This window comes from Azorhizophilus paspali, assembly GCF_043587585.2.
GTDB classification, from domain to species: Bacteria; Pseudomonadota; Gammaproteobacteria; order Pseudomonadales; family Pseudomonadaceae; genus Azotobacter; species Azotobacter paspali.
The window spans coordinates 4567929-4591454 of the sequence record NZ_CP171449.1; the positions used below are offsets into that span (position 1 = coordinate 4567929).

Below are 23526 nucleotides of genomic sequence, written 5' to 3' on the forward strand. Positions count from 1 at the left end.
CGTTCATTTCACTTCACCTCCGGCGGCGTGCTGAAGGTGTGATAGGGCGCGGGGGAGGGCACCGACCATTCCAGGCCGTGAGCGCCGTCCCAGGGCTTGGCCGGGGCCGGCTCGCCGCTGCGGATGCACTTGATGACGATGTACAGGAACAGCAACTGGGTGGCGCCGAACAGGAAGGCGCCGAGGCTGGACACCATGTTGAAGTCGGCGAACTGCAGGTTGTAATCGGGAATGCGCCGTGGCATGCCGGCCAGGCCGACGAAGTGCATGGGGAAGAAGGCCAGGTTCATGCCGACGAAGGACAGCCAGAAATGCCATCTGGCCAGGCGCTCGTCGTACATGTGTCCGGTCCACTTGGGCAACCAGTAGTAGGTCGAGGCGAAGATGCCGAAGATCGCTCCGGGTACCAGCACGTAGTGGAAGTGCGCGACCACGAAGTAGGTGTCGTGGTACTGGAAGTCGGCCGGCGCGATGGACAGCATCAGCCCGGAGAAGCCGCCAATGGTGAAGAGGATGACGAAGGCCACGGCGAACAGCATCGGCGCCTCGAAGGTCAGCGAGCCGCGCCACATGGTCGACACCCAGTTGAACACCTTCACCCCGGTGGGTACGGCGATCAGCATGGTGGCGTACATGAAGAACAGCTCGCCGGTCACCGGTATGCCCACGGTGAACATATGGTGGGCCCAGACGATGAAGGACAAAAAGGCGATGGCACCGGTGGCGTAGACCATCGAGGTGTAGCCGAACAGCGGCTTGCGGCTGAAGGTCGGGATGATCGAGCTGATCGCGCCGAAAGCCGGCAGGATCATGATGTACACCTCGGGGTGGCCGAAGAACCAGAACACGTGCTGGAACAGTACCGGGTCGCCGCCGCCGGCGGCATTGAAAAAGCTGGTGCCGAAGTGGATGTCCATCAGCATCATGGTCACCACCCCGGCCAGCACTGGCATCACCGCGATCAGCAGGAAGGCGGTGATCAGCCAAGTCCAGCAGAACAGCGGCATCTTCATCAGGGTCATGCCCGGCGCGCGCAGGTTGACCACGGTAGCGATCACGTTGATCGCGCCCATGATCGAGCTGATGCCCATCAGGTGAATGGCGAAGATGAAGAAGGTCACGCTCTCCGGGGCGAAGGTGGTGGACAGCGGCGCGTAGAAGGTCCAACCGAAGTTCGGCCCGCCGCCCTTCATGAACAGGGTGCTGACCAGCAGGCCGAAAGCCGCCGACAACAGCCAGAAGCTGAAGTTGTTCATCCTCGGCAGGGCCATGTCCGGCGCGCCGATCATCAGCGGAATCATCCAGTTGGCCAGGCCGACGAAGGCCGGCATCACCGCGCCGAAGACCATGATCAGGCCGTGCATGGTGGTCATCTGGTTGAAGAATTCCGGCTGGACGATCTGCAGCCCCGGCTGGAACAGCTCGGTGCGGATGATCATGGCCATGCTGCCGCCGAGCAGGAAGGCGGTGAAGCTGAACCACAGGTACAGGGTGCCGATGTCCTTGTGGTTGGTGGTCAGCAGCCAGCGCATCGGGCCTCTGGCCGGGCCGTGAGGGTGTTCGTCGTGGGCGGTGTGGCCCGGCTCGATCACTGCGCTCATCGTGGCCTCTCCTTTCTATTGGGGTTGGGCGGGCTGCGTGCCCTGGCCGGTTTCTTGGGCCTGCCGGAAGGCGTGGATGTCCTGCGGGGTAACGCTGTCGCCGAGCGCGTTGCCGAAGGCGTTGCGCTCGTAGGTGATCACTGCCGCCAGGTCGACGTCCGAGAGCTGCTTGCCGAAGGCGGCCATGGCGGTGCCCGGCTTGCCGTTGATGACGATGTTCATGTGGCCTGCCTTCGGTCCGGTGGCGATCTTCGAACCCTTGAGCGCCGGGAATGCCGGCGGCAGGCCCTCGCCGGTCGGCTGGTGGCAGGCGGCGCAGGTGGTCCGGTAGACCTGCTCGCCCTGGGCGACCAGTTCCTCCAGGGTCCAGGCCTTGCCAGCCTGCGCCGTGGCCTTGGCGACGGCGGCCTTCTTGCCGGCCAGCCAGGCGGCGTAGTCGGCCGGGGCCTTGACCTCCACCACCACCGGCATGAAGCCGTGATCCTTGCCGCACAGTTCGGTACACTGGCCGCGGTAGAGGCCCGGCTCGGCGACGCGGGTCCAGGTCTCGTTGATGAAGCCGGGGATAGCGTCCTTCTTCACCGCCAGTTCCGGTACCCACCAGGAGTGGATGACGTCCGCCGCGGTGACCAGAAAGCGCACCTTGACGCCGGCCGGGATCACCAGCGGTTCGTCCACCTCCAGCAGGTAGTGGTCGTTCTTCGGCGCCTGGTTGCCGATGGCGTTGCGGTCGGTGGCCAGGTTGCTGAAGAACTCCACGTCCTCGCCCAAGTACTTGTAGTGCCACTTCCACTGGTAGCCAGTGACCTGGATGTCCAGGTCGGGCTCGGACGGGTCGTAGATGTGCAACAGGGTGCGGGTCGCCGGCACCGCCATGGCGATCAGGATCAACAGCGGAATCACCGTCCACAGCACCTCGACCCGGGTGTTCTCGTGAAAGTGGGCGGGCTGCGGGCGACGTGAACGGCGGTGGGCGAACATCGACCAGAACATCGTGCTGAACACCAGCACGCCGATGGCCACGCAGATCCAGAAGATGGTCATGTGCAGATCGAAGACGGAACGGCTGACTTCCGTGACTCCCGGCCGCATGTTCACATTCCAGGCGGCCTGCGCCTGGGACAGGGCCGAGCACGACAGAAGGCCCATCCAGAGTCGTGGATGTCGCATCATTGCGGGTTCTCCTTATCATTTATCCCGCTGGCGAAACCGTCGACGCAGGGTACTGTCGCCGAACCTTTCGATCTGGACGGGCCGCCGGAACCGGATCGTGCGGAAACGGTTGCATCACGTTTTTAGCGGTGCCGGCTTTCTTTTTCCCGCGACCCGCTACCGCAGAACCCCGGCCTGCACGGTGCAGTCGGACGTTACTCCGGTAAGCGTGTTTCGAGTCGAGTATAGACAGCGGCGCAACAGGGGATGTTTTTTGCGGCCCGGGGCGAGGTGATAGCGATATGCCGTATGGGCGTCTAAGCTAGACAAGTCTGTCCAATGGCCAGGGAGGCTGCCTTTTCGCAGGAACCCGAGGAGTACCGCCTTTGAATATTTCAGCCTTGCGCCAGCTGATCGAGTGTGCCCGCCAGCACGAATCCCGCCATGGCGCGCTCGCTCGTCAATTGGAAAGCCGGATGCAGTACCTGCATCCGGCCATCTACCTGCCCGAGGAGGATGCGCTGGGGGTGCTGACGAAGTTTGTCGATGGATATCTGGAGCAAGTGCCGGAACTGCTCGAGGCGGCCCACGCGGTCGCCTGCGGAGCCGGCATCGAAGCGCAGGTCAAGCCGGTGCTGAAGGTGGCCACGCACTTCTTCCTTAGTCCGCCGCAGGTGCTGGAGGGGCAGGAAGGCCTCGCCGGTCTGCTCGACGAGGCCTATCTGGCGCATCGTCTAATCGAGGAGGTGAACGACCGCTACATCGCCTGCATCGGTCAGCCGCTGATCCCCTTGGACACCACGGTCGCCAACCTGATCGCCCACTGGCTGATCGGCGAGGAGTTCGCCAATCGCCTGGACGAGGCCGTGCACCTAGCGGTGAACGGCCTGCTCGGCGATACCTTGTTCGAGCAGGCGTCCTTGGATTCCTACCGCGCCCGCCTGAGCAATCCGAAGACCGTCGCCGCTTGGCTGGCCTGGCCCTGCCTGTCGCGGCAGTTCGGGGTGGAGCTGCAACTGAGCCGGGTGGCCGGCTAGGGCGGATGCGACCCGCGAAGCGGCAAGGGGCCGGCGGGTCGCATCCGTACTTGGTCCCGCGCCTCAGGCGGTCGCGCCGCCGATGCCCACCGTGGTGCGCAGCCGGCCTTCCAGGCGGCGTTTCACCGCGCGGGGCTTGAGCACCAGCTCGGAGCCATTAGCCGCGCTGGCGGCGCTCCACTCGTCGAGCAGCTCCATGCAGGCGTGGTCGATATAGTTCAGGTGATCCAACGGTACGTGCAACTGGGTACCGGGACGCACCGTGGCCAGCACGCGGGACAGTTCCGGCACCTTGAGGAAGGTCGCCGAGCCGACCATGCGCAGCTCCGCGGTGCGGCCGTCCTCGTCGTAGATCAGGCTGATCTTCAGCCGAGAAGCGCGCCAGGCGAGCTTGGCCAGGGTCAGGGCGAAGCCGATCATCACCCCGGTCAGCAGGTCGGTGCAGACGATCGCCAGGGCCGTGGCGGCGTAGACGAACATCGGCATGCGGCCGTAGCGGCCCAGACCGCGCAGAGCCTTGAGATCGACCAGCTTGACTCCGGTATAGACCAGCACCCCGGCCAGGCTGGCCACCGGAATGCTTTGCAGTACCGCGGTCAGCAGCAGGACGAAAGCCAGCAGCCAGAGGCCGTGGAGGACGGTGGACAGGCGGGTGACGGCGCCGGCCTGCACGTTGGCCGAGCTGCGCACGATCACCCCGGTCATCGGCAGGGCGCCGAGCAGGCCGCAGAGCATGTTGCCGATGCCCTGGGAAGTCAGCTCGCGGTCGAAGTCGGCGCGCGGGCCCTGGTGCATGCGATCCACCGCGGCGGCCGACAGCAGGGTCTCGGCGCTGGCGATGAAGGCCAGGGTCAGCGCCGCGATCAACAAGCTAGGCTCGGTCAGCAGGCGCAACAGATCGGCCGGTTGTACCCAGTCGATGGCATCGCCCAGGTTGGCCGGCACCTCGACGCGACGCACGTCCATCGAGAAGACCAGGCTGACCAGGGTTGCCAGGCTCACGCCGAGCAGCGCGCCGGGCAGGAAACGCAGTCTGGCCGGCTTGCGCTTGTCCCACAGCCACATGCAGCCGATGGTCAGGAGACCGAGCAGTCCGGCGCTCCAGCCGCTGCCTTCGCCGAACGGCAGGGCGTCGAGCAGCGCCGCCGGGAAGGCCTGCAGGTTGATCAGGCCGGAGGCCTGCGGTGAAGCGTCGAGCATCACGTGCAACTGCGACAGGATGATCAGGATGCCAATCCCCGCTAGCATACCGTAGACCACCGCCGGCGCGGTGACGCGGAACCAGCAGCCCAGGCGCAGGCGTCCGGCGAGCAGTTGGATCAGGCCGGCGAGCAGCAGGATCGGCCCGAGCATGGCGATGCCGTGCTGGCGAACCAGTTCGAAGACCAGCACGGCGAGGCCCGCCGCCGGGCCGCTGACCTGCAGCGGCGCGCCGGCCAGCCAGCCGACCACCAGCCCGCCGATGATGCCGGTGATCAGACCCTTGGCCGGCGGCATGCCGGAGGCGATGGCGACGCCCATGCACAGCGGCAGGGCGACGAGAAAGACCACCACGGAGGCCATGGCGTCCCGTGGCAGGGTGGATTTCAGGGTTTCGAGGTTCATGGAGGTGCTTCCGTGTGCGAGTCGAACACGAGCCGTCCACGGTGCGAGGATGGCCCCGCAGCGGGACGTCAAACGAAGTAAAAACAAGGCCGATCACGGGGATCGGCCTGCGGGACCGCCGGTGCCGCTAGCTCTGGTAAAAGCGCGCGCGCGGCGTGGCTACGGGAATCGAGCCTTCGCTGTCGAGGGGGCGGAAGCAGCCTTGCTCGGCGTCGTAGGCCTTGATCTCGGCGGTCTCGATGGAATAGACCCAGCCATGGATGAACAACTGGCCGCTGGCCAGGCGCGCCGCCACCGAGGGATGGGTGCGCAGGTGGTCGAGTTGGGCGACCACGTTCTCTTCGGTGAGCACTTCGAGGGTGTCGCGGCCGTTGCAACTGCAGCGGTTCTCCTGCACCACGGTCTTGGCCACCTCGGCGTGGCGCAGCCAGGCCTTGACGGTGGGCATGCTCTCCAGGGTCGGCGGGTCCATCACCGCCTTCATGGCGCCGCAGTCGGAGTGGCCGCAGACGACGATGTGGTGCACGCCGAGCGCCATCACCGCATATTCGATGGCGGTGGACACGCCGCCGTTGATCTGCCCGTAGGGCGGCACCACGTTACCGACGTTGCGGGTGATAAACAGGTCGCCGGGCGAACTCTGAGTGATCAATTCGGGGACGATGCGCGAATCGGCGCAGGTGATGAACATGGCCCGTGGCCGCTGGGCGCTGGCGAGGGAGCGGTAGAACTCCTTCTGCTGCGGAAAGACCTCGGTGCGGAAGCGATGGAAGCCATCGACGATGTTCTTCAGCGCCACCTCGGCGTTTTCGGACTCGGTGCGGGCCTCGGTCGTTCCCTGCGAGGGGCCGTGTTTCGGGATGACATTGTTCATGGCATAACCTCCCTAGGTAGCGGAAAGTGGCAAGGCTCGGTGGTCGTCCCCATTTATGACGAGTCGAGACGATGACTTCGGCACAGGTGGACGTGGGGCACTCACGTGCCCTCGATGAAAATCAGCCTGCGTCAGTCAACTTAAATAAAGCTGAATGCGCGGTACCCATAACTTAAGGGAAACTGAATATCCGGCTACACAACTTAAATGAAACCGAATGCAACGGAGTTCGTCCCTGCCGATTGTCCCGGAAGGGGCTCTGCTACACTGATGTCGCAGCGCTATATCCCGCGCCGTGCCTGTCTTCCAGGGCGCGCCTCGGGGGCGCGGCAGGACTCGCGCCCTGGCCGCCGAACAGGTGGCGGCTTACAATTTTTTACATATGGCATATGGGGAAAGCCGCTGTTCGCCTTTTTGCCGCTCGAATATTTACTTACATAAAGATTTATCCAGCGACTGCTTATCAAGAGGCTTTTTCGGGAAGTTGTTTCCCGTCGGGCGGGACGCAAGACAGGAGGATTGGCCTGCCGAAATACGCGGACCGGGGCGGTCGGCCCGCGGCAGCGGAATCGACACGGCCCCCGGCGGGTCGGACCCCGGACGGAAACGGGACGACGTGCTCGCCGCCTTCTACGCTGATCGTATTACCCGTTGCAGGATACCGCCATGCACGAGGGGCGCTGGCAACTGCTCGACACCGATCCCGCCTGGGCCGGCAATCGTAGCCACGATGCGCTGATCGCCTTCGCCTGGAGCGGTCCGGGGGGACGCCGGCGCTTGGTCGCGGTGAACTACGCCGACCATCCGAGCCAGGGATTCGTCAGGTTGCCGTGGGACGATCTCGCCGGGTGCGACTGGTACCTGCGCGACCGGCTCGGCCCGGCGCGCTACGAACGCGATGGCACCGACCTCGCCGCCCGCGGCCTCTACCTCGACTTGCCGGCTTGGGGCTGCCGTGCGTTCGAGGTGCGGGCGGCGTAGAGTCAGGTCATGCCCACACTGGCCTCGGATTGCCACAGTCTGGCCGTCAGTCATTGTCGTTCAGGCAAAACTCCGCTTTCAGTCTGGCTAGGCTCACACCAATGACGATCTGGTCGTCCGGCACCAGCAAATAGCACCAGGGCTTGGCTCCATGCTCACGCGCATGTTGGTTGGCATAGCTGCACCAGCGCATCGCGGCGCTTGCTTTGGCCTGCACATCACCTTGATCGATCTGATCGGCGCGTTTGGGCTCGACGATCAGGTAGCTCGTCGCGGTCTCCACCACGAAATCCGGCTCGTAGTTCTGACCGTTCCGGTATTCGATGCGGAACTGCCCCGGCGCGGGCTTCATCCACTTGAGCACGCTGGCGTCGTCTTCCAGCACCTGGGCCAGACGCCACTCGCCATCTACCGAATCGAACTTCTGATAGGGGAAGCAACAACGCTGGAAGCCCTCGAACACCATCTGGCGAACGGCGCGCTTGTCGGTGATCGGTGCGCGGAAATGGCGGGGCTTCTCGCCTGCAGCCAGCGTGTAGGTCGCCGGCCGGAGCACATCGAAGCCGGGGATGACCTTGCCCTGATAGTCGCAGGGCGTCGTCCACTGCTTCTCGCCCATCTGCGCCCAGATGAAATCGCCGAGCTGTTTCTGCCAGTAGAGCAGCACGTTCTCCACCGCCTCCTCATCCGCCAGATAGCCGCGCAAATGCGCGATCACCTGGCCTGCCAGCTTGTAGAGAAGATCTGCGTAGAGGTCGTAGTCCACCTCGTCCCGGTCGAGCAGACGGCGCACCAGGTAATCCTCCGGGCGCGCTTCGCGAGCCTCCTGGCTGCCCCACTGAATGCTGGCGCTTTGGTCGTTCTCCAGATGGCGTAGGAGCATTTCCTGGCTGACCGGCTCGAACCTGATCTTGTCCAGATGCTGCAGATCGAAATCCGGAAAGCCATAGTTCACCTCGCGGGTCGGCAGCACGGCGATATGCGGCACATCGATGGTTAGCTCGACGGCTTTCTCCGTCACGCTGCGCACCAGGGTCTCGATGTCCTCGGCGCTCGGCGCCGTCTCGTCCTCCAGGCCGTCCAGTTGCTGCTGTGCAGGGCGCTGCTCCTCCAGCGCACGCTGTACACGCCTGACCAGCCGTTGCTGTACCTCCTCGTCTTTCAGCCGTTCGCTGGAGGAGACTTTGCGCGCCTCCTCCTGCACGGCCTTGATGGCCGCCTCGGCAATCTTTGCTTGCTGCTCCGTCTTTACCTGCACCTGGTAGCGACCGGCGCTTTCGGCCGCCGAACCGGCCTCCCGGTCGGCAGCCCACACGACGGAGACGGAGGCGGATTCAACCAGTTGCGGCTCGCGATCAGGAATGTCGGCATCGTCTCCACTACCGATATAGACCTTCTCGTGGATCAGCGAATCGTCCCGACTGGCGCGGTCGACGATTTCCTGGAAGCGGTCGTGGGCAATGATGCACAGGCGGTCCACGGCATCGACGCCGGTGCGCTTGCCATAGGGCAGGCGCAGGCCGCGGCCGATGGTTTGCTCGGTGAGAATTTCCGAGGCCGAGGCGCGCAGCGGCACGATGGTGTAGAGGTTGGTCACGTCCCAGCCCTCCTTGAGCTTGTTGACGTGGACGACCACCTCGGTGGTTTCGTCGTGCTCCACCGCCAGCAGGCGCTGCATCGACTCGTCCGACTCCTCGCCGGACTGGTTGGAGTGCACCTCGATTACCCGGCCCCGGTAGCGACCGCCGAAGAACTCCTCTGACTCGATGCGGGCGCGAATCGCGGCGGCATGTGCCGTATCCTGCGCCACCACCAGCATGAACGGCTTGACGGCACGTACCCCATGGCTACGGGCGTAGTTCTCCAGCTCGACCTTGACGTATTCGTGGTGGTGGATGCCATCCTCCAGCTTGATGGTTTCCAGCGCCTCCTGGCCGTACTGGTCGGTGCGGAAATCCTTGCGGGTGGCCACCGCGGGGATCTTCACATAGCCGTCCTTGAGCGCGCAGGACAGCGGGTAGTGATAGACCACATTGCCGAACGGCCGCGGTTTGGCGCCGACGGTCTTCGGCGTGGCGGTCAGCTCGATGCCCAGCACCGGCTTGAGGTCGTTGATCGCCTTGGCGCCGGCGTCGGCGTAATAGCGATGGGCCTCGTCCATCAGCACCACCAGATCGGGCAGGCCGGCGAGGTGGTCGAAATAGGACTCGCCCAGGTATTCCTGCAGGCGGCGCACCTTGGCGGTAACCGACTTGGCGGCGCCCTTCTTGTTGTCGCGGGCGTTGATCTTGGCGATGTTGAAGATGTTGATGTGCAGGCTGGCGTCGGCGCCGAGCAGGTCGCCCGAGAGCGTGGCCGGCACCGCATAGTCCAGGCGCACGCCGCGCCCGTCCTCGTAGTCCTCGCCGGTCACCACGACGGGCGGGGTATTGGCCATTTCCGGGATGCCGGCGAACACGTACTTGGGATGGCCGAGGCTGAAGTCCTGCTTCAGCTTCTCGTAGATGGTCAGGTTCGGCGCCAGCACCAGGAAGTGCCGGCTGCGCCCGGTGATGAACAGCCAGGCGATCATCGCGCCCATCAGGCGGGTCTTGCCCACCCCGGTGGCCAGGGCGAAGCACAGCGAGGGAAAGTCGCGCTCGAAGGCCTGCATGGTCGGATAGTGCTGGCGGATCACCTGCAGCCAATGCTGCAGGTCCGGTTCCTTGCTCAGCGGCAACTGGCCGAGCAGGTCGGCCAGGGTGTGCAGAGATTCGCGCTGGGGCTTGCGCAGCGACAGGCGCGCGGTGAGCTGGTTGGCTACTTTCTGGCCATCGAGCGGCTCAGCCATGACAGTTTCCTTTCCGTTATTGGTCTTCGAGCGGTTCGTCGTCCGGCGTCTCGGCCAGCAGATCGATGCTGAAGCTGTAGTCGTCATGATCCCACTCGCACTTGCCGAGGATGGCCCTGGGAATCTTTTTCAGGGTCAGGTTGGGGAAGGCTTCGGCATCGGCCATGAAGGCCTTGCAGCAGATCAGCAGGCTGCGCTCGCTGCCGACTTCCTCGCCGATCAGGCGCAACTGGTCGTGGCTCAGGCTGCCGGTGGTGACGTAGATGAAGTCCGTCTCGCTGCTGTGGCCGTGCATCCAGTAATGGGTCTGGCTCGGCGCGTAGGTGAAGCCCATGTGCTTGCACATGGCCTCGGCGAGCATCTCCGCGTTGTAGGCCGGGTTGATCACCCAGTTGCCCCACTGGTCCTTCTTCAGCAGCGACGGCGCCAGGCGCAGGTAGCGGAAACCGCCGCCGCCCTGCCAGTTCACCGCCTTGCTGATGCCGCCCTGGTCCTCGCCGTCGATGACCTTCCTCAGGCGCGGCACGATATGGGTATGGCAGTGCTCGCCCAGCTCGACCATGATCCAGCGCCGACCCATCTTGTGCGCCACCGCGCCGGTGGTGCCGGAACCGGCGAAGGAGTCGAGTACGAGGTCGCCGGGGCGAGTAGCTATGTGTATCACTCGTTCTAAAAGCTGTTCTGGCTTTGGGGTGCCAAACGGCTCATCGTCAGGAAACAGAGCTAGGATCTCTTTTTTTGCGGCTTCATTGTCACCAGCAAATTCAGCATCCCACCAAGTCATTGGCACAAGGCCTTTTTCTTCTCCTCGGAACTGCTTGATTCTTGGTTTTCCTGCTCCACCATTAGGAAAATAAACTCGGTTATCTTTCAGATACTCCAAGTAGACCGGCTCAGTAGCGCCCCAACACCGGCCTTTTGGAGGGTCAACAAAATCACCACTCGCCGTTTTGATTTTATACATTTGGTTCGGACGATGACCTTGCGCACTAAAAGGAATAGAGCGCCACTCCCCGCGAGGGTCATTGTCTGGATTTGCATACCCTGCGTTGTTCGCTGGCAGAAGCTGCCGGGTGGACTTCCAATCCACTGCGCCGCACTTTGCATATATAAGCAAATGATCATGGGCCGATCCGACTGCAGCCCGATTTTCTCTTGACGTGCGCTTTTGCCAAACAATGTTGGCCACAAAATTTCTGCGACCAAACACCTCATCGCACAACACCTTCAAATAGTGCGCTTCGTTGTCGTCGATGGTGATCCACAACGAGCCCTCGTCCGCCAGCAAGTTGCGGATGATTTCCAGCCGATCACGCATCATGGTCAGCCACAGCGAATGTTCGAGGCCATCGTCGTAGTGGGTGAAGGCGCTGCCGGTGTTGTACGGCGGGTCGATGAACACGCACTTCACCTCGCCGGCATATTTCGACTCCAGCGCCTTGAGCGCCAGCAGGTTGTCGCCCTGGATCAGCAGGTTGTCGTGAAAACTCGGCGGCCGTTCGTCCGCCAGCAGGTCGCCCTGCAGCGGGGTGGATGCTTCGGCGCGGTAGGACAGTGCCTTGTCCTCGATCAGGATGCGCGGTTCCAGGCGCGGACGCTTGTCCTTGCCGATCCAGGTCAGCTCCAGTCTGGTTTTTTCGCTCATTACGGGGTACGGCCTTATTCGTCGTCGAACTGCGCCACCAGCCCGTTGCTTGCGCGGCTGGCGGCGTAGATCGTCAGTTTCAGTTCGGTATGGTCGATCTGCTCGAAGAGCGGGCGACGCAGGGACAGTCGCTGGCTGGCGGCGAGGATGGTCGGCACGCCTTCGCCGCGCCGCTCGATCAAGTTCTGCCGGCGGCTCACCGGGTCGGCCGGGTAGTAGCGGCTGAGCAGGTTCACCAAGGTTTCGTTGCGGCTGATGCTGTTGGCGTCCATGCTCTCCACTGTCAGGCTGTTGGGCAGCCCGCCGGGGGTGGAGATTTCCAGCCGGTCGGCGAACAGGTGCACGCGGATGCGCGCACCGTGCATGGCGTAGTCGCGGTGCGCCACGGCATTGACCAGCGCCTCGTAGACCGCGCCCAGGTCGTACTGGGGAATGTCGATGCGACCGGGGCGCTTGACCGCCTCGACGCGCATGTTGCGCCGGACGAAGGCGAAGGCCTGCTGGATCTGCTCGTCCACCGGGCCGTCGCAATCCTGGGCGTCCAGCTGGTATTCGGCGTTGCGTTCGCGGCCGGAATAGGCCACGCACTGCACATAGGCCGAGGAGAGGAAGTCGGCCGGACGGCGAGTCAGCAGCAGCACGCCGGTGACGGTCAGGCGCGGCTGGCGGTTCTCGTCTTCCAGCAGCAGGTAGAGCTTCTTCAGCTGCAGCGCCTCCGGCAAGTCGCCGCGCAGGAAGCGGGCTTTCAGCGCCGGGTCGATGTCGTCCGGGCCGGCGTTGGGCACCAGTTGCTCGTCGAAGCGGATCAGCCTCACCATGCTGCGCTGCTGGAACAGCCGGGCGAGCAGTTCGGGCGACATCTCCCGCTTGCTGGAGCCGACCCGGTGGAAGTAGCCGTGGGGGCTGCGGTGGACGAACAGGCTTTTTGCCACCCGAACCCAGACCAGCGGCCTGAGGTTGCCCTGGCGGTCGGGAATTTCCACCCGCCGCGTCTCGATGGGCAGCGGCGGGTCGATGGCCTGGCTGGCCAGGTTGGTCAGCCACAACTCCACCGTGTCCAGTTGCTCGCACTCGATCCCTTCCACGTCACGGGTCTTGTCGTTGACGCCAAGCAGCAACACGCCGCCGCTGCCGTTGGCGAAGGCAGCCAGCTCGTCGGCCACACTGTCGCGGTGGGGCTTGGTGACCTTGTTGTCGTGAATGGTCACCGCCTTGAACTCGTAGGCCGAATCCTCGCCGAGGCGGATCTGGTAGATCAGCTCGCGCACCAGTTCCGTGGTGTTGATCATGGTGTGCCCTCCAGGCGCCAGCGCAGGCTGAACAGGCGCTCGTGCCGCACGCTGAGTTCCAGGTTCTGCTCGATGTCTTCGAGCAGACGGTCTTCCTCGGCTTCGATTTTCTTCTTTTCCTCGTGGTAGGCGAGCATCAGGTCGTCGCGCTCGCGTTCGAGCTTTTTCAGGGCCTTCTTGGCGCTCATCTTTTCCTGCAGGGTTTCCAGTTGGCGTACCGCCTTGCGCGCTTCCTTGATTTCCTGGTCGAGCTGCCTGATGCGGATATCCAGGCCGATACGCTTGTCCTCGGCCCAGCGCTCGAGCTTTTCGGTCTCTTCCTCGAAATATGTTTCGTTGGCGGCCTCGGCCTGTTTCAGACAATTTGCCCGCATGACTTCGAGCTGTTCTTGCAAAATCGATTCATGCTGGAAGGTCGGGACGCTTGATCGCTCCTCGGACTTGAGCAGCAGCAGGCGCTCGCAGGTGCGCTCGTCCAGCAGTTGGCCGCCGTCGCTGCAGCCGGCCAGCAGCAGATGCTCGCGCCGCTGCTTGGGCGTACTGAGCACGAGCTTTTCCAGCACCAACTCGCCGGACTGGTCAAGCAGCTCGAGCAGGTCGGAATACTGGCCGTCGCCGGTTGGCGAATAGCCGAACAGCAGTTCGGCAGCGGCGGGGGCCGCCAGCTGTTCCTTGGCCTTTGCGATCAGCTCGCGGCCCATGCCCTCGTGGGGCTGGAGGAACCGGGCGTCGTCTTGTTCGACCCGCTGCCAGTTCGGGTCATGCCAATGGCCGTCCAGTTCGAAGCGATCCCCGTCGAAACGGGCCTGCGGCAGGCTCATGCGCGCCAGCAGCAGCAGGCGCTGCTGATAGTCGTCGAGTGCCGCCTGTGTTCGGTCGCGGCGCATGTTCAGGCGCGCTACGACATCGACATCGAAGTGTTCCAGCAGCGAGCGGCGGGCATCCTGATTGCGTTTCTCGATCTGGGTTTGCAACTGGGCCTGCAGCTCGTCGAACTCCCGCTCGATTTCCTCGTCGCTGCGGCACTTCTGATAGATGTCGTGGATGCGCCGTTCGATATCCACGCCGGACTCGATGGAGCCGAGAACCTCGTCCGAAGCCCCGAATACACCCTCGAACAGCTGGAACTTGCGGTTCAGCAGTTCGTACACGCGGCGGTCGGCGACGTTGGCGTTGTTGATGAAGTTCACCACCACCACGTCGTGCTTCTGGCCATAGCGATGCACGCGGCCGATGCGCTGCTCGACCCGCTGCGGGTTCCAGGGCAGGTCGTAGTTGATCAGCAGCGAGCAGAACTGCAGGTTGATGCCTTCGGCGCCGGCCTCGGTGCAGATCATGATGCTGGCCTGGTCGCGGAAGCGCTCGACCAGTGCCGCCTTCATGTCGGCGCTCTTCGAGCCGGAAATGCGGGAAGACCCTTGGTGCTTTTCCAGCCAGGCGCGGTAGGTCCGCTGGGAATCGGCATCGGCGTTGGTGCCGTTGAGCAGCACGATCCGGTCGCGATAACCGGCGGCACCGAGTTGCTCGAACAGCCAGGACTGGGTGCGCACCGACTCGGTGAAGATCACCGCCTTGCGCTGGCCACCCAGGTGTTCGGTGGAGTCGAAGGCCCGATCCAGCGCGCGCAGCAGCGCATCGCCTTTGGCATTGTGGCCGATGCTTCCGGCCAGACGGAGAAAGTCTTTAAGTTTGTCGATTTCCGCCTGCAGGGCGACGGGGTCGATGAAGTCCTCATCCTCCACACCGCTGGCGTCGGCCAGATCGTCTAGCTCTTCGTAATCGCTCAGCGCTTCAGCCAGCGACTGCCGGTTTTCCAGGCGCTCGATCATCCGCTGCAGGGTGCCCTGGATAGCGTGGGACGAGGACGCCAGGATCTTGCGGATGACCAGGGTCACCAGATGTCGCGCACCGGGCTTGATCGCCAGAACCTCTTCGTCCTGCAGGTAGGCCGATACCTTCTGGTAGAGTTCCAATTCGTCCCGATTCGGATCGTAGGGTTCGGTCATCGAGTAGCGGCGGGTGAAGTTGATGCCGCCCTCTTCCTGAACCTGCCGGCGCAGGGTACGACTGCAGATGCTCTGCAGGCGTTTGCGCAGCTGTGCCAGTTCTTCCGGCTCCAGCTTCGGCTTGCTGTAACGGGCCTTAAAGGATTCAAGATCGCCGAAGAAGCGCGTGTCGATGATCGACACCAGGCCATACAGCTCCAGCAGGTTATTCTGCATTGGGGTGGCCGAAAGCAGTACCTTGGGGCAGCCTTTCAATGCCTCATCCAGCGCCTTGGCGGTCTTTGCGCCGTCGTTCTTGTAGATGTTGCGCAGCTTGTGCGCTTCATCGAATACCACCAGGTCCCACTCGATCAGACCCAGCTCTTGCTGTTTACGCGCTGCGAACTCGTATGAGCAAACGGCCACGGCGGGATAACCGAAAGCGACTTCAATGTCGAAGGGATTGCCGATGCCTCTCTTCCTGGCCCCGTTGAAGTTTTTAGCCTCCAGGATGACGGACGGCAACGCGAACTTGTCGGACAGTTCCTGGCTCCACTGCTTGCGCAGCGTGGCCGGCACGATCAGCAGCAGCCTGCAGCGCTTTTCGGCCCATTTCTGCGCCAGCACCAGGCTGGCCTCGATGGTCTTGCCGAGGCCGACCTCGTCCGCCAGCAACACGCCTTGGGAAAGTGGCGAGCGCAGCGCGAACAGGGCTGCATCGACTTGATGCGGGTTCATGTCGACCTTGGCGCTGGCGATCGTTTGCGTCAGCGATTGCTCCGCTTCCCGGGCGAGAGACAGCCAGTGGGCCAGGTAGGCGCGTTGATAGAGGGTGTACATCAGCCTTCCTTCCTGGAAGCCAGAGGATCGAAGCTGGCCGGCTGATCGATCCGGGCCAGGAACTCGTTGATGGCCTGGCGTATGACCCAGGCGAGCGACAGGCCGTGCCGGTCGGCCAGAGCCTGCAGTTGCTCCAGTTGCTCGGGGGGGAGGGAAATGGTTGTGCGGGCGGACTTCATATCATTTCACCGTCATACATAATTATGCATCACTCTACATCTCTTTCGGTGAGCGATGGGATCTGCACAATAAAAAAGGCAATGGGTGTGCCATTGCCTTTGATAGTCTGCAGATTCAGTTTCAGGCGTCCGGCTTCTTCAACTTCGGATTGGGAAAGAACTGCGCGGTGTGCACCTTGGGCGCGGCGAGGCCTGGGGCGGCCGGGGCCTCCTCGGTCTTGTTGACCCGAGTGCCCAGTTCGAGAGGCACCGACAGGCCTTCGGCGTTGAGGATGTCGGCGAAGGAGCAGGAGACGCACTCGCGGTGCGGCACGCCGTCGACGTCCCACATGCGCACGGTGTCCATGCTTTCGCAGGCCGGGCACACGGCACCGGCGATGAACTGTTTCTTCGGTTGATTCATGCTTGCCTCTCAGGCCGCCGCGCTCAGGCCAAGGTGACGGAGCAGGGCGTCGATGGACGGTTCGCGGCCGCGGAAGTCGACGAACAGCACCATGGGGTCCTGCGAGCCGCCACGGGCCAGGATCGCCTCGCGGAAGGCCTGGCCGGTGACGGGGTTGAACACGCCGTCCTCCTCGAAGCGGGAGAAGGCATCGGCGGAGAGCACTTCCGCCCACTTGTAGCTGTAGTAGCCGGCTGCGTAGCCGCCGGCGAAGATGTGCGAGAAGCTGTTGGGAAAGCGGTTGTAGGCCGGCGGCTGCATCACCGAAACCTCGTCGCGGATGCCCTTGAGCACCTCGAGCACGCTGCGCCCGTCGCCATGGTGGACGTGCAGCTCGAAGTCGAACAGCGAGAACTCCAGTTGACGCGCCATCATCATACCGGACTGGAAGTTCTTCGCCGCCAGCATCTTCTCCAGCAGGTCCTGGGGCAGGGGCTCGCCGGTCTGGTAGTGACCGGAGATCAGCGCCAGGCCTTCCGGCTCCCAGCACCAGTTCTCCATGAACTGGCTCGGCAACTCGACCGCGTCCCAGGGCACCCCGCTGATGCCGGAGGCGCCGGCGTGCTCGATGCGCGTCAGCAGGTGGTGCAGGCCGTGGCCGAACTCGTGGAACAGGGTGGTGACCTCGTCGTGGGTGAGCAGTGCCGGTTTGCCGCCCACCGCCGGAGTGAAGTTGCACACCAGGTTGGCCACCGGGCTGACCAGCTCGCCGGCGGCGTTGCGGCGCTTGTCGCGGGCGCCGTCCATCCAGGCTCCGCCGCGCTTGTTGGCCCGTGCGTAGAGGTCGAAGAAGAAGCGCCCGACGTGCTCGCCGTTCTCGCGAATCTCGAACAGGCGCACGTCCGGGTGCCAGCTATCGAAATCCGCAAGCTCGCGGATCTCGATGCCGTAGAGGCGCTGGACCATGGCGAACAGGCCACCGAGCACCTTGTCGATCGGGAAGTAGGCGCGCAACTGCTCCTGGGAAATGCTGTAGCGGGCTTGGCGCAGCTTCTCGCTGTAGTAGCCCACGTCCCAGCTCTGCAGATCGCCGCAGCCCTGCTCGGCGGCGAAGGCGCGCAGCTCGGCCAGGTCCTTCTCGGCGAACGGCCGGCTGCGCGCGGCCAGATCGCGCAGGAAGCCGAGCACCTGCTCGGCGGAGTCGGCCATCTTGGTCGCCAGCGACAGCTCGGCGTAGTTCGGATAGCCGAGCAACTGGGCCAGTTCGCGGCGCAGGTCGAGGATCTGCTCCATCAGCGGGCCGTTGTCGAACTGCCCGGCGTTCGGCCCTTGCTCGGAGGCGCGGGTGCAATAGGCGGCGTAGAGCTCCTCGCGCAGGGCGCGGTCGTCGGCGTAGGTCATCACCGCGTAGTAGCTGGGGAATTCCAGGTTGATCAGCCAGCCGTCGAGCCCCTTGGCCTGGGCGGCCTGAGCCATCTGCGCCCTGGCCGAGTCGGTCAAGCCGGCCAATGCGGACTCGTCGGTGACGTGTTTGGTCCAAGCCTGGGTGGCGTCGAGCAACTGGTTGGAGAAGCGGCTGGTCAGCTCGGACAGGCGCATCTGGATCTCGCCGTAGCGCTTCTGCTGCTCCTCCGGCAGATCGATGCCGGACAGGTGGAAATCGCGTAGGGTGTGTTCGAGGATGGTCTTCTGCGCCACGTCGAAGCCGGCGGCCGCGGGGCTGGCGGCCAGGGCCTTGTAGGCGTCGCAGAGGGCGCGGTTCTGGCCCATCTCGGTCCAATAGGCGGACAGCTTGGGCAGGCAGGCCTCGTAGGCGGCGCGCAGCTCGGGGCTGTTGCACACCGCATTGAGATGGCTGACCGGACTCCAGGCCCGGCCGAGGCGTTCGCCCAGTTCGTCGAGCGCCAGCACCAAGCCGTCCCAGCTCGGCGTGTCGGCCTGATCGGCGAGGATCTGCGCGATGGCGGCGCGGTTGTCGGCGAGAACTTGGTCGATGGCCGGCTCGACGTGTTCCGGGCGAATGGCGGAATAGGGCGGCAGGTCGAAAGCTTGTAGAAGGGGATTGCTGGCAGTCACGGCAGTTGACCCTGAGTCGAGAGATATCCGTTCATGTTAATAAGAAATTCCCGACAACGCAGCACGGATACTCCGTTGGCAAGTCGGAGGAGCACGATTGTCCATGCGTCGGAGAATACTCGGATACATTGCTTGCTAAGCGTTAGCCGGCTTAAGATGAGAATTCATCTTATTTGTATCCGCCAGCACGCCGACGGTGATCGCCCATGTCGACCCCCGATACTTCCTACCAGCAGCAGGTGGCGCTCTACTACGCCGAGCACCATGGCTGGATACGCGCCTGGCTGTACCGGAAATTGGGCAATACCTGCGACGCCGCCGACCTGGCCCACGAGGTCTTCCTGCGGCTGCTGGCCAAGCCGCGCCGGTTCGACAGCGACGGCCATGCGCGCGCCTATCTGCACGGCATGTCCCATCATGTCTGCGTGGACTTCTGGCGGCGCCGGCAGGTCGAGCAGGCCTGGCTGGAAGTCCTGGCCAGCCGTCCCGAAGCCTTCGCGCCTTCGGAAGAGCACCGGGCCATGGTGCTGGAAGCCCTACAGCAGGTGCACGCGATGCTCGCACGCCTGCCGGAGCGGGTCGCCGAGGCCTTCCTCCTCGCTCAGCTCCAGGGGCTGGGCTACAAGGACATCGGCGAGCGCCTTGGGGTGTCCGAACGAACCGTGACCAAGTACATGGCCCAGGCGATGTACCAGTGCCTGCTGCTCGAGGCCGAGCTCGATGAAGCCCTCGTCTGAGACCGGCAGGCCCGACCACGCCGCGTTGCGGCAAGCCGCCGACTGGTACGCTCGGCTGAGCGCCGCCCCGCACGACGCCGCCATCGGCGCGGCCTGGCGGCGCTGGCACGGGCAAAGCGAGGCGCACCGCCAGGCCTGGCGCTACGTGGAACGTGTCGGTCGGCGCTTCGCGGCACTGCAGGACGACGGCGACATGGCCGTGCGCACCCTGCGCACGGCGCGCAGCACGGATCTGTCCCGCCGTCAGGCGCTGCGTACCCTGGGCGTGTTGTCGGGTGGCGCCCTGCTCGGCTGGTTCGGCTGGCGCGACACGCACTTGGCCGGCTTGGTCGCGGCCTGGTGCGCCGATTACCGCACGGCGACCGGGGAGGTGCGCGATTTCCTGCTCGCCGACGGCACGCGCATCTGGCTCAACGCTGCCAGCGCCCTGGACAGCGATTACCAGCCCCGGCTGCGCCGGCTCCACCTGCTCGCCGGGGAGGTGCTGATCGACACCGCCTTCGAGAACAGGCCTTTCGTCGTCGATACTGCTGAAGGGCGCCTACGGGCCCTGGGGACGCGCTTCAGCGTGACCCAGCAGGACGGGCACACCCGTCTGGCGGTCTTCGAGGGCGCGGTGGACGTGCGCACCGTCGGCAGCGGCGCCGCGCGCATTGTCCGGGCCGGGGAGCAACTGCGCTTCGACCGGCGAGCCATCGGCGACCCGGAGCCCGCCGTTCAGGCTCGTCAGGCCTGGAGCAGGGGGCTTCTGCTGGTCGACGACATGTCCCTGGCGGAGTTCGTCGAGGAATTGTCCGGCCATCATCGCGGCTACCTGGGCGTCGCCCCGGAAGTCGCCGGGCTGCGCGTCATGGGCACCTACCCGTTGCATGACAGTGAGCGGGTTCTGAGCATGCTGGAGGGCGCCCTGCCGATCGTCGTCCAGCGTCCGCTGCCCTGGTGGACGAGCATCGAAGCCCGTCGCTGAGTCCCGCCGCCTCATGCGAATGTAAAAAATTCTTGTTTTTCGCTTCCTGTTTTTCTCGCTCATCCGATTTGGTTGGTGACACCGGCTTTTCGCCGGCCGATATGCAGTAGAGGATTTCCCATGCCACCACGCCAAACTCGCCGTTTTCGTATTCCGTTGACGCTGGCCCTTCCCTTCTTCCTGGCCGGCGTGCCTGCCCTGCTGTACGGCACCGCCGTGCCGGCCGCCGAACTACGGCATTACGAGATTCCCGCCGGTCCGCTGGCCGAACGGCTTAACCAGTTCGCCGCCCAGGCCGGCATCCATGTGGCGGGCGACGCCGCCCTCACCGCCGGCAAGCGGAGCCAGCCGCTCGACGGCACGTATGAAATCGAGCAGGCGCTGAACATCTTGCTCGACGGCAGCGGACTGCAGGCCGTGCCGACCCAAACCGGCGGTTACGAGGTGCGAACCTTGGTGGATGGGGGCGCTGGCATGTCGCTGGATGCGATCAGCGTCAACGAGGTCGCCGAGGAGCGGACTTACCGGGCATCGACGAGCGCCATCGGCGACAAGTTCGAGACGCCGTTCCTGGAGCAGTCGCAGACCGCCTATAGCGTCACTCGGCAGGTGCTGGACGACTTCGCGGTGAACGACCTGGAGGAAACCGTCAAGTTCGTTCCCGGCATCACGATCGGCAACAGCTTCGGCGGCACCCAGGATTCCCTGGTCAAGCGCGGCTTCGGCAACGGGGTCGACGGCGGGGTGTTGCGCGACGGCATCCGCACCGCCCGCGGGCGCAACTTCAACAGCATCACCACCGAGCGGGTCGAGGTGCTCAAGGGACCGGCTTCCCTGCTCTACGGCATGCAGGAGCCCGGCGGGGTGATCAACGTCATCAGCAAGAAGCCCACCTACCAGTGGCGCGGCACCCTGGGCGGACAGCTCAGCAGCGAAGGCGGCGGCAGCGGTTATTTCGATGTGTCCGGCCCCCTGGGCGGGAGCGGTTTCGCCTTCCGCCTGATCGGACAGCACAAGGACGAGGACTACTGGCGCAACTTCGGCGTCAACCGCGACAAGGTGGTCGCGCCGTCGCTGGCCTTCGAGAGCGAGGCCTTCTCGGCCACCCTGTCCTACGAATATTCCGACTATTCCTCGGTTCTCGATCGCGGCGCCTTTCTCTACAAAGGCCACGCGGTCGGCGATCGCGATCATCGGCTCGACGAGCACTGGACGCGGATCGAGGGCCATCGCCAGTACGCCAGCCTGGCCCTGGAGTACCGTTTCTCGCCGACCTCGCGCCTGCGCTTCAACTACGGCTGGAACAAGGACGACTCCAGCGACTTCCAGGCCGACCCGAACGCCTACGACCCGGCGACCGGGCAGCTGCGCCGGCGCTTTCGCAGCAACCCGGATATCGAGCGCAGCCGCAACTACGCCGCCCTGGATTGGCTCAACGAGCTGGAGCTGGGCGGTATGCGCCACGAACTGACCCTCGGCGCCGACCACGAACGCCAAGACGAGTCGAACGGCTTCTTCCACCAAGGCCCCAACACCTGGGGCTTCGACCCGGAGTCGCCGCACTACGGCAATCTGAAACGGACCGAGATCGTCAATCCCGGCAACAGCCAGCAGCGCTCGCGGGTGCGCATGCTGTCGGTATACGCCAAGGACAACATCCACATCGGCGAGCACTGGATATTGTCCCTCGGCCTGCGCCATCAAAGGTTCCGCCAGCGGGATGGGCAGGGCATTCCCTACCAGATCGGCACCAATGTGAACAAGATCAAGAACCTGCCGTTCGCCGGCCTGGTCTACAAGGTGAACGATGAGTTTTCCCTGTACGCCAACTACAGCGAATCCTACAAGCCGAACATCGTCGAGGCCGGCAACGGCGTGGATGGCGGCAGTGACCCGGAGGAGGGCCGCCAGTACGAAATCGGTTTCCGCTACGACAACGGCTGGCTGTCGGGGCTGGTCGCCCTGTTCGATATCCGCAAGGAGAACATCCAGACCACCGAGACCGTCGGCGGCGAGCGGTTCACCCGGGCGGTAGGGGAGGCCCGCTCGCGTGGCCTGGAGGCCAGCCTCAATGGGCAGTTGGGCGAGCGCTGGAACGTCATCGCCAACTACGCCTACACCGATACCAAGGTGCTCAAGGACACGGAGGCCACCGAGGACAACGAACTGGTCAACGTCGCCCACAACGTCGCCGGGCTGTTCCTCTCCTACGATCTGCCGCAGAGCGTCCTGCCCGGCAGCCTACGGATCGGCGGCGGCGCCCGCTACGTCGGCTCGCGGGAGGGTGACTTGGCGAACAGCTTCGAGCTGTCCGGCTACACCACCTACGACGCCTTCGCTACCTGGTCGCTGCCCGACGTGATCGGCAAAAAGGCCCAGGTGCAGTTGAATGTCGACAACCTGACCAACAAGCGGTACTTCATTTCCAGCGGCGAAACCAGCAACCGGGTGTCCTGGGGAGCGGCGCGCACCGCGACGCTGTCGGCGAGCGTGGATTTCTGAGTCTTGGGTCTTTTTCGGCCGCCTTGGGATGGAAACGGTTTCAGCCGTCGGCCGCGACCGGCGGGCGCCTTGCACCGCTCGGGATGCTTCGGGACGATAGGCAATCCCCACATGGAGTCTTCGGCATGACCATCAGAACCTTCCAGGGCATCACCCCGATACTGGGCGAGCGGGTCTTCGTCGACCCCGCTTCCGTGGTCCTCGGCAACGTGGCGATCGGCGACGACAGCTCGATCTGGCCGCAGGTGGCGATCCGCGGCGACGTGCACCGCATCCGCATCGGCGCGCGCACCAGCATCCAGGACGGCAGCGTGCTGCACGTCACCCATGCCGGGCCGTTCAACGCGCAAGGCCACCCGCTGGAAATCGGCGACGAGGTCACCGTCGGCCACAAAGTGACCCTGCACGGCTGCCACATCGGCAACCGTGTGCTGGTCGGCATGGGCGCCATCGTGCTGGACGGCGCGGTGGTCGAGGACGAGGTGATCGTCGGTGCCGGCAGCCTGGTGCCGCCGGGCAAGATGTTGGAAAGCGGCTTCCTGTACGTCGGCAGCCCGGTGAAGCAGGTGCGCCCGCTGAACGACAAGGAGCGCGGCTTCTTCCGCTACAGCGCCGACAACTATGTGCGCCTGAAGGACCAGCACCTGGCTGAGCACTACCTGCCGCTGAAGGAGCCGCACTTGCTCGCCGACCACGAGGACTGAGTTCCCCGACCGGGCAGTGCGTGTCCATGTAGGTCATGGCTTACATGGATTCGGGGACTTGTCCACTTACCGGTCGCCGGAGGACTCCTTAATATCGCTCCTGTGCCGACGGATCGGTACCGGCTGACCAGGATAGCGGC

General features: G+C 64.3%; 17 protein-coding genes. 6 read left to right on the forward strand and 11 right to left on the reverse strand.

Annotated elements, in window-relative coordinates:
* Window positions 1-8: 8 nt before the first annotated feature.
* Complete coding sequence (ctaD, locus tag ACGI6K_RS22100) at window positions 9-1601, reverse strand: cytochrome c oxidase subunit I (RefSeq protein WP_376943327.1); 1593 nt, start codon at window positions 1599-1601, stop codon at window positions 9-11.
* Between the two features lie 15 nt (window positions 1602-1616).
* On the reverse strand, window positions 1617-2774 hold the full coding sequence (gene coxB / locus ACGI6K_RS22105) for a cytochrome c oxidase subunit II (protein ID WP_376943325.1): 1158 nt from the start codon (window positions 2772-2774) through the stop codon (window positions 1617-1619).
* Window positions 2775-3139: 365 nt separating this feature from the next.
* Here coxB and ACGI6K_RS22110 point away from each other — a divergent pair, with 365 nt between their 5' ends.
* Window positions 3140-3790: a hypothetical protein gene (locus tag ACGI6K_RS22110; protein ID WP_376943323.1), complete on the forward strand. Its 651-nt coding sequence runs from the start codon at window positions 3140-3142 to the stop codon at window positions 3788-3790.
* A 63-nt stretch (window positions 3791-3853) separates the two neighbouring features.
* Here the strand turns inward: ACGI6K_RS22110 and ACGI6K_RS22115 are convergent, their stop codons facing one another.
* Together ACGI6K_RS22115 and ACGI6K_RS22120 are read right to left on the reverse strand one after the other, a co-directional pair.
* Window positions 3854-5395, reverse strand: a complete 1542-nt coding sequence (locus tag ACGI6K_RS22115) for a SulP family inorganic anion transporter (RefSeq protein ID WP_376943321.1) — start codon at window positions 5393-5395, stop codon at window positions 3854-3856.
* 127 nt (window positions 5396-5522) lie between these two features.
* A complete protein-coding gene (locus ACGI6K_RS22120; protein WP_376943319.1) occupies window positions 5523-6269 on the reverse strand; it encodes a carbonic anhydrase in 747 nt (248 codons plus the stop codon).
* Window positions 6270-6935: 666 nt separating this feature from the next.
* Here ACGI6K_RS22120 and ACGI6K_RS22125 point away from each other — a divergent pair.
* A complete protein-coding gene (locus ACGI6K_RS22125; RefSeq protein WP_376943317.1) occupies window positions 6936-7250 on the forward strand; it encodes a hypothetical protein in 315 nt (104 codons plus the stop codon).
* Window positions 7251-7296: 46 nt separating this feature from the next.
* On the opposite strand, the gene ACGI6K_RS22130 is transcribed toward ACGI6K_RS22125, so the two are convergent.
* From ACGI6K_RS22130 to prlC, 7 genes are all read right to left on the reverse strand, one after another.
* Window positions 7297-10080, reverse strand: a complete 2784-nt coding sequence (locus ACGI6K_RS22130) for a DEAD/DEAH box helicase (RefSeq protein ID WP_376943315.1) — start codon at window positions 10078-10080, stop codon at window positions 7297-7299.
* 16 nt (window positions 10081-10096) lie between these two features.
* The gene (locus ACGI6K_RS22135; protein WP_376943313.1) at window positions 10097-11725 is read right to left on the reverse strand and encodes a site-specific DNA-methyltransferase; all 1629 of its coding nucleotides are present in this window, start codon (window positions 11723-11725) and stop codon (window positions 10097-10099) included.
* 14 nt (window positions 11726-11739) lie between these two features.
* Window positions 11740-13014 carry an ATP-binding protein gene (locus ACGI6K_RS22140; protein WP_376943311.1) on the reverse strand — a complete coding sequence of 425 codons (1275 nt, stop codon included), beginning with the start codon at window positions 13012-13014 and terminating at the stop codon, window positions 11740-11742.
* Window positions 13011-15839, reverse strand: a complete 2829-nt coding sequence (locus ACGI6K_RS22145) for an SNF2-related protein (RefSeq protein ID WP_376943309.1) — start codon at window positions 15837-15839, stop codon at window positions 13011-13013. The genes ACGI6K_RS22140 and ACGI6K_RS22145 overlap by 4 nt, the downstream gene beginning before the upstream one ends.
* Entirely contained in the window at window positions 15839-16018 is a 180-nt protein-coding gene (locus tag ACGI6K_RS22150) for a CopG family transcriptional regulator (protein ID WP_082045330.1), read from the reverse strand. The genes ACGI6K_RS22145 and ACGI6K_RS22150 overlap by 1 nt, the downstream gene beginning before the upstream one ends.
* Before the next feature lie 121 nt (window positions 16019-16139).
* Window positions 16140-16421, reverse strand: coding sequence for a YheV family putative zinc ribbon protein (locus ACGI6K_RS22155; protein WP_376943307.1), 282 nt, complete (start codon window positions 16419-16421; stop codon window positions 16140-16142).
* A 9-nt stretch (window positions 16422-16430) separates the two neighbouring features.
* Complete coding sequence (gene prlC / locus ACGI6K_RS22160) at window positions 16431-18476, reverse strand: oligopeptidase A (protein WP_376943305.1); 2046 nt, start codon at window positions 18474-18476, stop codon at window positions 16431-16433.
* Between the two features lie 206 nt (window positions 18477-18682).
* On the opposite strand from prlC, the gene ACGI6K_RS22165 reads away from it, so the two are divergent.
* The 4 genes from ACGI6K_RS22165 (at window position 18683) to ACGI6K_RS22180 (ending at window position 23386) form a co-directional block, all read left to right on the forward strand.
* Complete coding sequence (locus ACGI6K_RS22165; RefSeq protein ID WP_376943303.1) at window positions 18683-19213, forward strand: sigma-70 family RNA polymerase sigma factor; 531 nt, start codon at window positions 18683-18685, stop codon at window positions 19211-19213.
* Window positions 19214-19238: 25 nt separating this feature from the next.
* Window positions 19239-20180: a FecR domain-containing protein gene (locus tag ACGI6K_RS22170; RefSeq protein WP_376943345.1), complete on the forward strand. Its 942-nt coding sequence runs from the start codon at window positions 19239-19241 to the stop codon at window positions 20178-20180.
* Between the two features lie 120 nt (window positions 20181-20300).
* Entirely contained in the window at window positions 20301-22682 is a 2382-nt protein-coding gene (locus ACGI6K_RS22175) for a TonB-dependent siderophore receptor (protein ID WP_376943301.1), read from the forward strand.
* Between the two features lie 125 nt (window positions 22683-22807).
* A complete protein-coding gene (locus ACGI6K_RS22180) occupies window positions 22808-23386 on the forward strand; it encodes a gamma carbonic anhydrase family protein (RefSeq protein ID WP_376943299.1) in 579 nt (192 codons plus the stop codon).
* Window positions 23387-23526: the final 140 nt, after the last annotated feature.